13 protein-coding genes are annotated in these 14,528 nt (G+C 65.6%); 7 read left to right on the forward strand and 6 right to left on the reverse strand.

The window, feature by feature from the left end; genetic code table 11:
- Nucleotides 1-64 precede the first annotated feature (64 nt).
- Together ssd and CXR02_RS02315 are read right to left on the reverse strand one after the other, a co-directional pair.
- A complete protein-coding gene (gene ssd, locus CXR02_RS02310) occupies nt 65-1,306 on the reverse strand; it encodes a septum site-determining protein Ssd (RefSeq protein ID WP_308470656.1) in 1,242 nt (413 codons plus the stop codon).
- Nucleotides 1,307-1,422: 116 nt separating this feature from the next.
- The gene (locus tag CXR02_RS02315; protein ID WP_104060523.1) at nt 1,423-1,638 is read right to left on the reverse strand and encodes a transcriptional regulator; all 216 of its coding nucleotides are present in this window, start codon (nt 1,636-1,638) and stop codon (nt 1,423-1,425) included.
- Between the two features lie 94 nt (nt 1,639-1,732).
- On the opposite strand from CXR02_RS02315, the gene CXR02_RS02320 reads away from it, so the two are divergent.
- On the forward strand, nt 1,733-3,445 hold the full coding sequence (locus tag CXR02_RS02320) for a bifunctional 3'-5' exonuclease/DNA polymerase (RefSeq protein ID WP_104060524.1): 1,713 nt from the start codon (nt 1,733-1,735) through the stop codon (nt 3,443-3,445).
- Between the two features lie 135 nt (nt 3,446-3,580).
- Nucleotides 3,581-3,778, forward strand: a complete 198-nt coding sequence (locus CXR02_RS02325) for a DUF1508 domain-containing protein (protein WP_104060525.1) — start codon at nt 3,581-3,583, stop codon at nt 3,776-3,778.
- Nucleotides 3,779-3,890: 112 nt separating this feature from the next.
- Here the strand turns inward: CXR02_RS02325 and CXR02_RS02330 are convergent, their stop codons facing one another.
- Genes CXR02_RS02330 through CXR02_RS02340 form a run of 3 tightly spaced genes read right to left on the reverse strand, consistent with a single transcriptional unit; the run spans nt 3,891 to nt 6,709 of the window.
- A complete protein-coding gene (locus tag CXR02_RS02330) occupies nt 3,891-4,568 on the reverse strand; it encodes a CoA pyrophosphatase (RefSeq protein WP_104060526.1) in 678 nt (225 codons plus the stop codon).
- Nucleotides 4,565-5,389 (reverse strand): endonuclease III, encoded by an 825-nt coding sequence (gene nth / locus CXR02_RS02335; protein ID WP_104060527.1) that lies wholly within the window; start codon nt 5,387-5,389, stop codon nt 4,565-4,567. Before nth ends, CXR02_RS02330 begins: the two co-directional genes overlap by 4 nt.
- Nucleotides 5,390-5,398: 9 nt before the next feature.
- Nucleotides 5,399-6,709 (reverse strand): hypothetical protein, encoded by a 1,311-nt coding sequence (locus tag CXR02_RS02340; RefSeq protein WP_104060528.1) that lies wholly within the window; start codon nt 6,707-6,709, stop codon nt 5,399-5,401.
- 405 nt (nt 6,710-7,114) lie between these two features.
- Here CXR02_RS02340 and acs point away from each other — a divergent pair, with 405 nt between their 5' ends.
- The 5 genes from acs (at nt 7,115) to CXR02_RS02365 (ending at nt 13,505) form a co-directional block, all read left to right on the forward strand.
- A complete protein-coding gene (gene acs / locus CXR02_RS02345) occupies nt 7,115-9,124 on the forward strand; it encodes an acetate--CoA ligase (protein ID WP_104060647.1) in 2,010 nt (669 codons plus the stop codon).
- A 208-nt stretch (nt 9,125-9,332) separates the two neighbouring features.
- On the forward strand, nt 9,333-10,643 hold the full coding sequence (locus CXR02_RS02350) for an ABC transporter substrate-binding protein (protein WP_258060673.1): 1,311 nt from the start codon (nt 9,333-9,335) through the stop codon (nt 10,641-10,643).
- Between the two features lie 133 nt (nt 10,644-10,776).
- On the forward strand, nt 10,777-11,748 hold the full coding sequence (locus tag CXR02_RS02355) for a carbohydrate ABC transporter permease (RefSeq protein ID WP_104060530.1): 972 nt from the start codon (nt 10,777-10,779) through the stop codon (nt 11,746-11,748).
- The gene (locus CXR02_RS02360; protein WP_104060531.1) at nt 11,745-12,659 is read left to right on the forward strand and encodes a carbohydrate ABC transporter permease; all 915 of its coding nucleotides are present in this window, start codon (nt 11,745-11,747) and stop codon (nt 12,657-12,659) included. The genes CXR02_RS02355 and CXR02_RS02360 overlap by 4 nt, the downstream gene beginning before the upstream one ends.
- A 57-nt stretch (nt 12,660-12,716) precedes the next feature.
- Nucleotides 12,717-13,505 (forward strand): DeoR/GlpR family DNA-binding transcription regulator, encoded by a 789-nt coding sequence (locus tag CXR02_RS02365; RefSeq protein ID WP_104060532.1) that lies wholly within the window; start codon nt 12,717-12,719, stop codon nt 13,503-13,505.
- Here the strand turns inward: CXR02_RS02365 and CXR02_RS02370 are convergent.
- Nucleotides 13,502-14,521 carry a LacI family DNA-binding transcriptional regulator gene (locus tag CXR02_RS02370; protein WP_104060648.1) on the reverse strand — a complete coding sequence of 340 codons (1,020 nt, stop codon included), beginning with the start codon at nt 14,519-14,521 and terminating at the stop codon, nt 13,502-13,504. The genes CXR02_RS02365 and CXR02_RS02370 overlap by 4 nt on opposite strands.
- Nucleotides 14,522-14,528 lie beyond the last annotated feature (7 nt).

A 14,528-nucleotide genomic window follows, 5' to 3' on the forward strand; every position in this document is an offset into this window, starting at 1 on the left:
TGCCGACGGCGTGCCCCCGTCCGCTGGTCCTGGGGCGATGTCGGCGGGACTGGCCGCTGCGCGCTCACGGCAGGTCTCCGACAGGGATGTCGCCGTCCAGCAGATCGAGCACTGAGGCGGCGAAATGCCTGACACTCCGTCGTTTGCCCACGTCAAGGAGCCTGCCGTTTTCCCCGGCAGCCGTAACGCCGCGCAGCTCCGGAACCCGGCCCTGGACCGGCAGCCCGACGGCGTCCGCAATCAGTCCGGCGTCCAGCGCGGCACCGGCCTTGCCCCGGACCAGGAGGGCCGCCTCGACCGGCGGAAGTTCGTGCAGCAGCCGGGCCGTGGCTACCGCGGCCTTCAGCTGCGCCGGCACAACCACGAGGATGCGGTCGCAGTCCCAGGCAAACATGCGCACGGATTCAGCGCCCCGGCCGATGTCCACCACCACCAGCTCATAGCCCCGCCGGGCCGCATCCAGTACGCCACCTGTGGTGGCGGCGTCCACCGGTGCCTGGCGGTCGCGGCTGCCGGGCCAGGACAGGAAGGAAAACCCGCCGGCGACCGGCAGTGAGTCGGCCAGCTGCTCCGGATCGATGCTTCCGCTCGCGTCGGACAGGTCAGGCCAGCGCAGACCCAGCGTCTCCTCAGCCGCCAGTGCCAGTTCCAGGCCACCACCCCACGGGTCGCCATCAACCAGCAACACGCGCACACCCAGCCCGGCTGCCGCCTGGGCGATCCAGATTGCCGCGGTGGTGGCACCGGCACCGCCGCAGCCCCCTGTTATCCCGAGGACGAGCCCTCCCACTTCGGGTGACCGCGACCGGCTCAGGTACTCTGCCAGCCAGGCAGCGGCATCCGGAAGCACCGCCACCCGCTCCGCTCCGAGGGCTGTGGCCAGGTGCCAGAGACTGTCCCCCTCCCCGTTCAGGCCCACCAACACGGCAGGGGCCCGCCGCCGCGGAGGCAGCTCACGGACATCGCTCCCCACCAATACTGCGGACGCGGCGTCCCAGTACTTGGCGGCATCAGCCACGTCCGCCACCACCCGCAACTGGCCGCCGGCGGCAGCCACAATCCGCTCCACTTCGCCCTGCAGAAAGTCGTAGCCGGTGACCAGGAGAACCTCGGCACCAGCGGGGTCCGGCAGCCAGGCTCCCGCAGCCTGTGCTGAGGCAGGCGCACTGGACGTGGATCCACCGGACCTGGAATCACCGGTCTGGGAACCGCTGGAGTCAGATCCCTGCGAAGATAAGGGCCGCGCGCGGGACAACTGCGTGGAAGGCCGATCGGAAGGGGGTGGCGATAGCTGGTGCCTGCTCATGCAGCAACTCTCCACCGGACTCAAGGGCGAGAAACAGGGGCATTCCACCGTATGTGGACAACTCCCCAGAACGGCCGATAGGCCGGACAGAAAGACGAACCGAACGGCCGGACCGGTTACTGCTTCCCGTATTTGCGGTGGACGGCCTGCTTGCTGACCCCAAGGCACAGGGCAATGGCCTCCCAAGACAGACCGGCCTGCCTCGCCTTGCGAACCAGGGCAGCTTCAGTGCGGCCGACCTCCTTCTGCAGTTCCGCCACCGCGTACAGCGCTTCAGCGGGACCTTTCCCATCCATTGATGCGACCAGCGTTTTCATCCGCTCTACCTCCATTCGTCAACTTTAGTTGACGAATGGAGGGGCGTCAACACATGTTGACGGCAGGGATTGGGGCTTGAATGTCCCGCCACAGGGCAGAATTGGACCTATGTATCTGCTGCTCGCCGCCCACGCCCACGGCGCAGCCCTCCAGCAGGTCACCCAGGCGGGCGATCCCCACCCCGACCGCCCCGAACCGCGCCTCATCAGCGCAAGCGAGCTGGCCGGCGTCGTTCGCCAGCTGGAGAACCGGCCCCGCGAGGCGCCGCCCCGCTGGATCTGGAACCGAACCCAGGACTGGTACCCCGCCCTGCTGGCGGCCGGCGTGGAACTGGAGCGCTGCTATGACCTCGGTTTGTGCGGCAATATCCTGGCGTATTCGCAGTTCACTGCCCACACGGAGTACGCGCGGAACGCCGACAAGGAATCGTTGGACGATCCCCAGGAGACGCCCCGCGCCCTCCAGCCGCCGCCCCCGCCGGCGGATCAGGGCGCCCTCTTTGACGATGTCCGCCACCGCGCCCCACGGCAAGGCCTGGCGGAGCTCCGCGCAGAATACGCCGCCCAGCAGGCTGCCCTGGCCGATGCGCCTCCGGACGAAAACAAGCGGAAGCGGCTCCAGCTGCTGCTGGCCGCCGAGGCCGCCGGCGCCATGATCGCCGCGGAGATGCAGCACACCGGCGTCCCTTGGCGCGAGGACCTGCACGAGCAGATCCTGGCCGGCCACCTCGGGCCGCGCCCGCCGTCCGGTCACCGCCCCGCGAAGCTGGAGGCCCTGAACATCGAACTGCGGGGGCTGCTCAACTCGCCCGGACTGAACCCGGACTCGCCGCAGGAACTGATGCGCGCCCTGCACCGCAACGGCATCGAGGTGAAAAGCACGCGGCAGTGGGAGCTGATGGAATCCAGCCACCCCGCCATCGAACCGCTCCTCGCTTACAAGAAACTGTCCCGCCTGCACACCGCCAACGGCTGGGCCTGGCTGGACGCATGGGTAGCCAAGGGCCGCTTCCAGCCCGAGTATGTTGTGGGCGGTGTGGTGTCCGGCCGCTGGGCCTCGCGGGGCGGCGGGGCCCTGCAGATCCCGCGGCAGATCCGCGGCGCCGTCCATGCGGATCCCGGCTACAAGCTCATCGTCGCGGACGCCTCCCAGCTGGAACCCCGCGTGCTGGTGGCACTGGCGCAGGACTCCAAAATGGCGGAAGCAGCGCGCGACAAGGACCTGTACGCCGGCATTGCCGCCCAGGGGTTCGGCGGCGATCGCGCCAAGGCGAAGGTCGCCCTCCTCGGCGCCATCTATGGCGCCACCACAGGCGAATCGGGGCGCCTGATGCCGCAGCTGGCACGGACCTACCCCCGCGCCGTCGGCTTCGTGGAGCAGGCGGCGCGCGACGGCGAGGCCGGCGGCACCGTGACCACCCGGCTTGGCCGGAGCAGCCCGCCCCCGTCGGAAGGCTGGTACCGGAGCCAGCAGTCGGCCACTGCCGAGGAGCAGCGCCGCGCGGAATCCATTGCCCGTTCCCGCGGCCGCTTCACCCGCAATTTTGTGGTGCAGGGATCCGCCGCTGACTGGGCGGCGTGCTGGCTGGCGGAATTACGACGGCGGCTGCGGGCCTTGCGTGCCGACGGTTCCGTTCAGGCGGAGCTGGTGTTCTTCCTGCATGACGAGGTGATGGTCCATGCCCCCGAGGCCGGCGTCCAGGCCTGCATCCGGGCCGTCGAGGAAGCTGCCGCCGCCGCGAAGGAACTGCTGTTCGGCCCCATCCCGGTGGAATTCCCCGTCAGCGTGGCCGTGGTGGACTCCTACGACAACGCAAAATAGCAAATTCGGTTAGCCGGAAGAAACCTACCCGTGAGTAGATGGTCGAACCGCTGTGACCATGGTTACATCAGTGCAGGACTGAAGCAGACGGTCCAGCTATTCATGCAAAGACGCATATCAGGGGAGGTCCGGCCTATGGCGGGCAGGTTTGAAATACATCGGGTAAGTGACGAGTGCTATCGGCTCAGGCTTACCGACTCAAACGGAAACACCGTTGCGGTTTCGCCCGACTTCAAGCATCTCGGTGCCTTGAAGGACGGCATCAACGCCCTGCGTGAAAACGCAGCAACCGGCATTGTTGTTGATCTTAGGCAGCAGCCGCTCACCAGCTGAGGCGGTGTGCGCGAGCCCAGCTGGCGCACACATTGTGCAAGCCCGGCGGGCTCAGTCCCGCCGGGCCACACGGACCCTGCGAGCTACCCCGAACCTATGAGCTACGCCGAACCTAGAAGACCACCTCATGGAGCCGGGTCCGGTCCCACGGCACGGCCCAGCCCAGCTGCTCAAAGAGTCCATCGAGAATGATCCCGGTGAAGCCCCAGACAAGCACGCCGCTGACCGCGAAGGCCGGGCTGCTGAAGGTCCTGCCGTCGCGGCTGACCGTAGCTGTCACGCGGTTGGCGGGGTCCAGCAGGTCCCGGACGGGGATCCGGAAAACCTGGGCGGATTCGGCGTAGTCCACCACGTGCACCGGCGACGGCGACGCCCACCATCCGAGCACCGGCGTCACCAGGAAGTTGCTGCGCGCCAGCCCAAGCTCCTGCAGCACGCCCAGGACCTCCACACCGGCGGAGTCCAGTCCGGTCTCCTCCTCGGCTTCCCGAAGGGCTGCGGCAACCGGTGTTTCGTCCTCGTCGATGGAACCGCCGGGAAAGGCGACCTGGCCGGGGTGGGAATCCAGGGTGTGCGCGCGTTCCAGCAGCAGGACATCAAGATCTGCCGCGGCCAGGGGTTTGCCGGAGGCCGCGGGAACGTCGTCCAGCACACCGAAAAGCATCAGGACTGCCGCCTTGCGGGCTATGGTTTCATCCACGGTCAGGGCCGCCCAGACAGTGTTCGGCGCGGTGACGTCGCCGCTGTCCGATCTGCGCACCAGGTCGATCAGGTCCTGGCGTGCGCTCACGGGAGCCGCCTCTGCGATTCCATCCGGATTTCAGCGGCGCGGTGCGTCTCGGCCAGCAACCGTTCCAGGAGGCTCTCGCTCCCGGGCGCCAATTCGTATTTAAGGAGTTTGGCGGCTTTTACGGGGTCAGTCTCGCCCAACCCGTAGCTGGGGCACCAGTTCGCTACCGGACACGCGCCGCAGGCTGGCTTCCGTGAGTGGCACACCCGCCGCCCGTGGAACACCACCCGATGCGAGAGCATGGTCCAGTCCTTGGGCTCAAACAGTTCAGCGACGTCGAATTCGACCTGCACCGGGTCCTCGGACGTGGTCCAGCCGAAGCGCCGGGCGAGCCGGCCTAAGTGCGTATCCACAGTGATCCCGGGGACGCCGAAGGCATTGCCGAGCACCACGTTGGCAGTCTTACGCCCCACTCCCGGCAGCGTCACCAGGTCTTCCAGACGGCCGGGGACCACGCCGTCGTACTCGTCCACCAAGCGGGTGCTCAGGGCCAGCACGCTCTTCGTTTTGGCCCGGAAAAAGCCGGTGGGCTGCAGGATCCCTTCCAGCTCGGCGGGATCGGCCTCTGACATGGCCCGGGCGTCCGGGTACCGTGCGAACAGGATCTTGGTGACCTGGTTGACCAGCACATCGGTGGTCTGGGCCGACAGGACTGTGGCCACGACCAGTTCAAACGGGTTTCGGAAATCCAGCTCCGCGTGGGCATAGGGATACTTCTCCGCCAGGGCCTTGTTGATCCGCCGCGCCCGGCGCTTCAACGCCAGCAAAGACTCCGGGGCTGTTGTGGCCGGGCCGGATCCGGGTCTACGGGACGTGGCCACGGGGCCCGGCTAGCCGCGCTCGATGTTGCTGAGGTCGCGCAGCACGCCCACCCGTCCGTCGGTGTGCTGGACCAGGAATTCGTGGCCCCGGTCTTCCAGGGCCAGCACCCAGCCGCCCGGTTCAATCACAAAGGCGGGTGCGCCGGTCTGGGGGTCCACCGCGGTCCGGTGCTGTGCCACGGCAAACCAGAACGCCTCATGCGCCGGCTCTTCGTACGATTCTTCCGGCCTGGATGCCGGATCCACGGTGGCGCCGATGGGCTCCACGCGGCGCACCTGCTGATGCACGGCCGTCGCCGCAGGTTCCGCGGCAGACTGGCGAGTCGAGGCAGCGACGCCTGTGCCGACGTCGTGGGTTGCTGCTTCAGGGGCAGCGGCGGCGGACGCCGTAGCGGTCGGCGCAGGGGCGCCCGGAGCCGCCGTCGGGATGTCACCCGCAGAAGTCTCCGCAACGGCGGGCGCCGCGGAGGTGCCCGTCGCTGAAGGGGAAGGCACGACGTCGGCCGCCTGGGTTGCGGGGCTCGGGTCGCCGGCAGCGGTCGACTCGTTGACCTCCGGGGCGGAAGAGGCGGCTGCTGACGCAGCCGGAGAGGAGGTGGCGGCGGCGGAAAAGGCCCCGGCCGAGGAGGCGGGGGTGGCGGCACGCGCAGAAGTTGCCGCCGCCGAAGAAGGGGGAACAGGCGCGGAAGCCTCTGGAACCGGCGTGGCCGCAGGCTTGGGTTCCTTGGGCGTGTGCGGCTTGGGCAGCGGGACAGCCGAGTCGCGCGCCATCACGTGGGCCGGGGTTTCGTCGCGCCCCAGGAAGTCGCCGGCGAAGTACGGAATGAAGCGGCTCAGCACGGTGCCCGCGAACAGCACGACGGAACCCACCAGGCCCACCAACAGGCTGGGCACAAAGGCCGCGGCCGTGGAAACGAAGAAGAACGCCAATGCAAAGGAAGCCACCACAGACCCAAACTGGTCAACGGACAGCGAACCGATACGGACCTTCGTGGCGGGAGCGAGCCGGCGGGCAGCAAAGAGTGCCGTGACAATCAGCGGCAGCACAATGCCGAGACCCAGGAAGAACAGGCTGCCTGCATTCCAGAGATTAAACCGGCCGAAGAAGATGGGCAGCAGCGAGGCGACCAGCAGAATGAGGGTGGCGGCGAAAACCGTCAGGTCCCGCAGCGTGAACGGACCCAGCACGGCCTGGTTGGTGGTGCCCGGCTTGGCGCCGGCCGGCTTCTGCACGCCCTTCGCTGAGCCGCCTCCCGGGGTACTGCCAGGCCCTGCCTCGGTTGTGCGGCCAAACTTCTGGCCGAAGCTTTGCTGGTTCATTCTGTACTCCTTAGCGTGGCGGCACCGGGACGGTTCCGTCCCAAAACTGTGCCGTCCGAAACGGCGGAAACGGCCAGGCCCGGCAGTGATACGCCGGATCCGACAGCTCCGTAGAAAGTCACAATTCAATCTCAGCCTAGTCAACCGGATGGCCGATCACTAGCTGATCCAGAGCGGCGGGACGCCAGTGGGCAGGGTCCTTTAACCATTCACCGCTAAATAAATGCCGTTCGTGGGGGCCTTTGTGACAGCGAACACATCGCGGCCCCGGCGCGTATTAGGCTTGATTCCGGAACAGCTCTTTGCGGAATGTCCGTGATCGGCCGCTACCCTGCCGCGCAAAGCGGCGGAGCACGGCCGGGCAACGGCAGCCGCTGAAAAGACCGATGAATGATGAGGTTCACCATGTCTCAGGACACTCCCGGCTCCACGGCCACCGCTCCCGCAGCTTCCGTGCAGACCGACCAGCAGGGCGACGCCTTTGAAAACCTGCTGCACGAAAACCGCACTTTCGCCCCCAGCGCCGAATTCGCTGCCGACGCCGTTGTCACCGCCGCTGATTATGCAGAGGCCGACGCCGGCCGCCCGGCTTTCTGGGCGAAGCAGGCCCGCGAGCTGCTCACCTGGAGCAAAGACTTCGACCAGGCACTGGACTGGTCCAACCCGCCGTTCGCCAAGTGGTTCGTGGGCGGCGAAGTCAATGCCGCGTACAACGCGCTGGACCGCCACGTGGAGAACGGACTCGGGGACCGGGTGGCCATCTACTTCGAGGGCGAACCCGGCGACACCCGCACGTACACGTACGCCCAGCTCACCGAAGAGGTGAAGAAGGCCGCGAATGCGTTCGAGTCCCTCGGCGTTGGCAAGGGTGACCGGGTGGCCGTATACCTGCCGATGATCCCCGAAGCCGTCATCACGCTGCTGGCCTGCGCCCGCATCGGGGCCGTGCACTCCGTGGTGTTCGGTGGCTTCTCCGCCGACGCGCTCCGGTCCCGGATCGACGACGCCGAAGCCAAGCTGGTGGTCACCGCCGACGGCACCTACCGCCGCGGCAAGCCCAGCCCGCTGAAGGCGGCCGTGGACGATGCACTTTCGGCCGACGCGCACACCGTACAGAACGTTGTGGTGGTCAAGCGCAACGGCCAGAACGTGGACTGGCACGAAGGCCGCGACCACTGGTGGGCGGACACCGTGGAGCTGGCCTCCGCCGAGCACAAGGCCATCGGCCACGACTCCGAGCACCCGCTGTTCATCCTGTACACCTCCGGCACCACGGGCAAGCCCAAGGGCATCCTGCACACCACCGGCGGCTACCTCACCCAGGGCGCCTACACCCATAAGGCCGTGTTCGACCTCCACCCCGAAACGGATGTCTTCTGGTGCACGGCCGACGTCGGCTGGGTCACCGGCCACACGTACGTCGCCTACGCCCCGCTGATCAACGGCGCCACCCAGGTGATGTACGAAGGCACCCCGGATTCCCCGCACCAGGGCCGCTGGTGGGAGATCATCGAGAAGTACAAGGTCTCCATCCTGTACACCGCCCCCACGGCCATCCGGACCTTCATGAAGTGGGGACGTGACATCCCGGACAAGTACGATCTGACCTCCCTCCGGGTCCTCGGTTCCGTGGGCGAATCCATCAACCCGGAAGCCTGGATGTGGTACCGGGACGTCATCGGCGGCAACAAGGCACCGATTGTGGACACGTGGTGGCAGACCGAAACCGGCGCCCAGATGATCGCCCCGCTGCCCGGCGTCACCGCCACGAAGCCCGGCTCGGCCCAGACCCCGCTGCCCGGCATCGCGGTGGACGTCGTTGATGAGCAGGGCGAATCCGTGCCGGACGGCCACGGCGGCTTCCTGGTGATCCGGGAGCCCTGGCCCGCCATGCTCCGCGGCATCTGGGGCGACCCCGAGCGGTTCAAGGAGACCTACTGGTCCCGCTTCGAAGGCATGTACTTCGCCGGCGACGGCGCCAAGAAGGACGAGGACGGCGACATCTGGCTCCTGGGCCGCGTGGATGACGTTATGAACATCTCCGGGCACCGGCTCTCCACCACTGAAATCGAATCCGCCCTGGTCAGCCACCCGTCCGTGGCCGAAGCCGCCGTTGTGGGCGCCGCGGACGAGACCACCGGCCAGGCCGTCGTCGCGTTCGTGATCCTGCGCGGCGACGCCGTGGACAAGGGCGACGCCACTATCCAGGAACTCCGCAACCACGTGGGCAAGGAAATCGGGCCCATCGCCAAGCCCAAAATCATCCTCGTGGTCCCGGAACTGCCCAAAACCCGCTCGGGCAAGATCGTCCGCCGCCTGCTCAAGGACATCGCCGAGGGCCGCGAATCCGGCGACGCCACCACCCTGGCCGATACCACAGTGATGCAGCAGATCGCGCAGTCGCTCAGAAAATAACAGCTGCCTCACGACCCAGTCCGACGCTATCGAGTGGCCCCGATTATCCCGTCCCCACGGGTAAATCGGGGCCACTCCCTGTTTGGGACGATTCAAAAAATCGACGCCAAGAATGTTACTTGCCGTTCTTCCATGTTCTGTTTTGAACGTTTATAGTCAGATGCAATGTGAGGTGTCTCACATGCGGCTATTTTTCAAGGGAGAGAACATGGCTTCACAGTTTGATGCGTCTGCAACTGCTTTTCCCAGCAGGCGGAGCATCCTCAAAACCGTTGGCGTAGGCGCGGCAGGCCTGGCCGGCATTCCATTCCTCGCAGCCTGCACGGGCGGAAGTGCGCCGTCCGCCACGGGTTCCGACTCCGCCGGCCTTACCTTCGGTTCCGGCTCCTCCGATGACGTCCCCAAGCGGGCGTACCAGGCTGTCACCGACGCCTTCACGGCCAAGTCCGGCAAGAAGGTCACCACGAACGTGGTGCCCCACAATGATTTCCAGAACAAGATTAATTCGTACCTGCAGGGCTCTCCGGACGATACGTTCACTTGGTTCGCCGGTTACCGCATGCAGTACTACGCAGGCAAAGGGCTCCTTGCGCCCATCGATGACGTCTGGGAAACCATCGGTGGCAACTACTCCGATGCGCTGAAAAAAGCCTCCACCGGACCGGACGGCAAGATGTACTTCGTACCCAACTACAACTACCCGTGGGGGTTCTTCTACCGGAAGAGCCTCTGGGCCGAAAAGGGGTACGAGGTGCCGGAGACCTTTGACGCCCTCAAGGCCCTCGCTACGAAGATGCAGGCAGATGGCATCATTCCCATCGGCTTCGCCGACAAGGACGGCTGGCCGGCCATGGGCACCTTCGACTACATGAACATGCGGCTCAACGGCTACCAGTTCCATGTGGACCTGTGCGCACACAAGGAATCCTGGGACCAGCAAAAGGTCAGCGCGGTCTTTGACACCTGGGCGGCGCTCCTTCCCTTCCAGGATCCGGGAGCCCTCGGCCAGACCTGGCAGGACGCCGCCAAGGCGCTGGAAGCCAAGAAGACCGGCATGTACCTGCTGGGTTCCTTCGTCACCCAGCAATTCACCGACCCGGCGGTGCTGGCGGACATCGATTTCTTCGCCTTTCCGGAGATCGCCATGGAAGGCCGCGACGCCGTCGAAGCCCCCATTGACGGCCTCCTGCTGTCCAAAAAGGGCGGGGAGAACAAGGCGGCCCGCGACTTCATGGCGTTCCTCGGCACCGCCGATGCCCAGGACGCCTACGCCGCCGTGGATGCGTCCAACATCGCCACCGCCAAGGGCACTGACACGTCCAAGTTCAGCCCGCTCAACAAGAAGTGTGCGGAAACCATCGCAGACGCGAAGTACATCAGCCAGTTCTTCGACCGCGACGCTCTGCCGGCCATGGCCAACAACGTGATGATCCCGGCCCTGCAGAGCTTCATCAAGGACGGCAAAATGGACGTCAAAAACCTTGAGGCCCAGGCCAAGACGCTCTACGCCGCGCAGTAGTCCAGGGCAGCACTTTCAGCCCTGTCAGCGCCGTTTCCAAGGCGACCAGCCAGAACGGAACGACGGCGGCGGCGCGGGCTCCCGCCGCCGTCGTTCCCTTCCAGCGTCCCCACCAAATAGAGGGAAGACTTCCATGAGCAGCACTGCACAAGAACTGATACCGCCGGAAGCGCGGGAACCCGGCGGGGGCCGTATCCGGCGGGCCAAAGGCGGGCGGGTCCGCCGCCTGACCGGGCGGGACAAGGTGGTCCTGTCGCTGATGGTGGGGATCCCAACCCTGATCGAACTGACCTTGGTCTGGCTGCCGACGCTGATGTCCGTGGGGCTCAGCTTCAGCCGGTGGAACGGCCTGGACCTGGCAGACATACGCCCCGCCGGCACGGCGAACTACCAGTACATCACCCAGGACTACCCGCCCTTTTGGCCGGCGGTGCAGCACAACCTGCTGTGGCTCCTGTTCCTGGCCCTGATTGCCACACCGCTGGGCCTGCTGCTTGCCGTACTTCTGGACCAGAACATCCGCGGCAGCAAGATTTACCAGAGCATCTTCTTCGCACCCGTGATGTTGTCGCTGGCCCTGGTCGGCATCATCTGGCAGCTCTTCTACCAGCGCGACAACGGACTCCTGAACTTCCTCCTGGGCACCGCAGGGACACCGCAGGCCGTTGACTGGTTCGGGGACTCCTCCGTGAACATCTGGGCCGCCATGATCGCAGCGACGTGGCGGCATGCCGGCTATGTCATGCTCCTCTACCTGGCCGGGCTGAAGGGCGTGGACCCGACCCTCAAGGAAGCCGCCGCCATCGACGGAGCCAACGCCGTGCAGACCTTCTTCCGCGTGGTATTCCCGGCCATGCGCCCCATCAATATCGTCATCGTGGTGATCACCATCATCGAATCGCTGCGCGCCTTTGACGTGGTTTACGTCATCAACCGCGGAACCAACGGCCTGGAAATGCTCAGCGCCCTGGTGATCCAGAACCTAGTGGGCGAAGGCCAGGTGATCGGCGTCGGCTCGGCACTGGCAGTGGTGCTGCTGGTCATCTCCCTTGTTCCCATCGTCTTCTACCTCAGCCGCACCTTCGGCAAGGAGAACAAAGCATGAGCACCACCACAGCCCGCACCGGCCGTACTCCCGCCGCAGCGGCGCCCCGCTCCGGCAGCAGGCCCAAGCGCCACTACGGGACCCATATCTTCCTGGCCGTTATGGCGGTGATGTGGCTGATCCCGCTCGGTTGGTCGCTTTTCACCGCCCTCCGTCCGGTGGCCTCGACGAACCAGTACGGCTATTTCAGCTTTGCCGGCGACTTCAACTTCGACAACTTCGCCCAGGCCTGGACCCAGGGCGGGTTTTCCACGTACTTCTGGAACTCGGTCATCATCACCGTCCCGGCTGTGCTGCTGACCCTGTTCCTTGCCTCCCTCATGGCCTTCGCCGTCAGCCGGGTGAGCTGGAAGTTCAACATCACGCTGCTCATCATGTTCACCGCCGGCAACCTGCTTCCCCCGCAGGTCCTTGCCGCCCCGCTGTTCGAGATGGCAAAGCACTTCGAAGTGCCGTACTCGTTCAGCGATTCCGGAAACATGCTGAACACCTACATCATTGTGATCGCGGTCAATACCGCCTTCCAGATGGGTTTCTGCACCTTCGTGCTGTCCAACTACATGAAGGCGCTTTCCGCGGACCTGACCGAGGCCGCCCTGGTGGACGGGGCCGGCATCTGGCGGCAGTACCGGGAGATCATCATGCCGCTCTGCCGGCCGGCGTTCGCCGCCCTCGGCACGCTCCAGGTCATCTTCATCTACAACGACTACTTCTGGCCCCTCATCTTCATCCAGAGCGGCAACCGGCTTCCGATCACCACGGCCATCAACAACCTGCAGGGCGAATTCCTGAGCAACTACAACCTCCTGGCCGCCGGTGCAGTCATCACTGTCATTCCCACGCTGGTGATCTACCTGCTCCTGCAGCGGCAGTTTGTTGCGGGGCTGACTCTTGGTTCAAGCAAGGGGTAGACCATCATGGAACGTGACGGGGATATCACTCCCCCGCCTCAGCACGAAAGGAATTACATGCTCCCCGCAGCACGCCACCAGGCAATCGTGGACGCCGTCCAGCGCGAACGGGTTGTCCGCGTCTCGGACCTCGCCCAGCAACTGGGTGTTTCGCTGATGACTGTCCGCCGGGATATCGAGCTGCTGGAGGAGGGCGGCAAACTGGAACGTATCCACGGCGGCGCCAAGCTCCCCGGCGATGCCAGCACCCACGAGCCAGGCTTCGAACTTAAGTCCACGCAGCTGACAGCGGAGAAGCGTGCCATTGCAATTGAAGCGGCCGCGCTGGTCCAGGAAGGGATGGCGGTGGGTCTGAGCGCCGGGACCACAACGTGGGCGCTCGCCAAGGAACTGGTCAATGGCCCGCAAATCACGGTGGTCACCAACTCGGTGCGCATCGCTGACCTGTTCCACTATGCTGCGGCAACGGGCCCGGCCCGCTACAGCTCCACGGTGATCCTGATCGGCGGCCAGCGCACGCCGTCGGACGCCCTGGTTGGTCCCATCGCCACAAGCGCACTGAAGCAGCTGCACTTGGACGTGCTGTTCCTTGGCGTCCACGGCATGGAAACCGTCGCCGGCTTCACTACGCCAAACCTGCTTGAAGCCGAAACGAACCGGGCCTTTGTGGCCGCCGCGCGGAAGACTGTGGTGCTGGCGGACCACACCAAATGGGGGGTGCTGGGCATCAGTTCCATTGCGTCACTGGACGAAGTGGACGAGGTCATCAGTGATTTCGGGCTGGGTCCTGAGGCGCGACGTGTCCTGCAGGAGAAAGTTGGCAGGCTTCGGCTCGCTGCAGCCTAGGGGCAGCCGCAGGACTGCCGGATCTGCAACTCGGCAGGAAAGATGAGATGCTCCGATTTGTGGCCGCGATGGGCGCCTATTAGGGCGCTGACAGCGGCGTCCGCCATTGCCTTTGCCGGCTGTTTCACTGTTGTGAGGGGAGGCCAGCTGTACTCAGCTTCAGCTGAGCCGTCGAAGGACGCCAGGGCGATGTCCTTGGGGATCGACAGTCCCGCCTCATGGAGTGCCCGGAGGATGCCGACAGCCTGCAGGTCAGAGGTGGCAAAAATGGCCGTCGGGCGGCTCGCGGAGGCCAGGAGGCGTTTCCCTGCGGCGTAGCCGCCTTCCCGGGTGAAGGCGGTACGGACAATGGGGCCTTCAGGCAGGCCTGCCCCGGCCAGAGCCTGCAGCCAGCCCTCTTCACGGCCGTCATAATAGTTGCCGGTGTTTGTACCCATGGCGAGGGCGATACTGGTGTGTCCGTGGCCGATCAAGTGTTCAACTGCTGATTTTGCGCCTCCCACCAGATCCACGCCCACGCTGTTGAATCCGGGCGCATCGGCACTGTGGTTCAGGAGAACAACAGGTATCTCCGCCGATTCAAGGTCCGTCAGGCCCGGTTCCATCAAGACACTGGACAGTATGACGCCGTCCACTTGGCGTGCCGCAAGGTTGCGGACGTGTCGGAGTTCCTTCGCGAGGTTTCCATCCGAGTTGGTAAGCAGCAGGGCGTAGCCCAGTTCGGCGGCAGCATCTTCCACAGCGTGTGCCAGCAGCGAGAAGAAAGGGTTGCTGTTGTCCGGAATAACCAGCCCTATTGTTTCGCTGGATCCCAGTTTCAGGGCCCGCGCGGCAGCGTTCGGACGGTACCCCAGCCGGCGGATGGCGTCCTGGACCTTCGCTTCCGTGGCGGGAGCCACTTTCTTGGGCCCGCCGTTCACTACATAGCTGACGACGGCGGTGCTAACGCCCGCGTACCGGGCAACGTCCTTGCGGGTCACCGGGCCGCGCGGGGCCTGCACTACGGGAGTCGTCATGGAGTAC

The sequence above is a fragment of the Arthrobacter sp. 4R501 genome (genome assembly GCF_002929755.1).
In the GTDB taxonomy this organism is placed as follows: Bacteria; Actinomycetota; Actinomycetes; order Actinomycetales; family Micrococcaceae; genus Arthrobacter.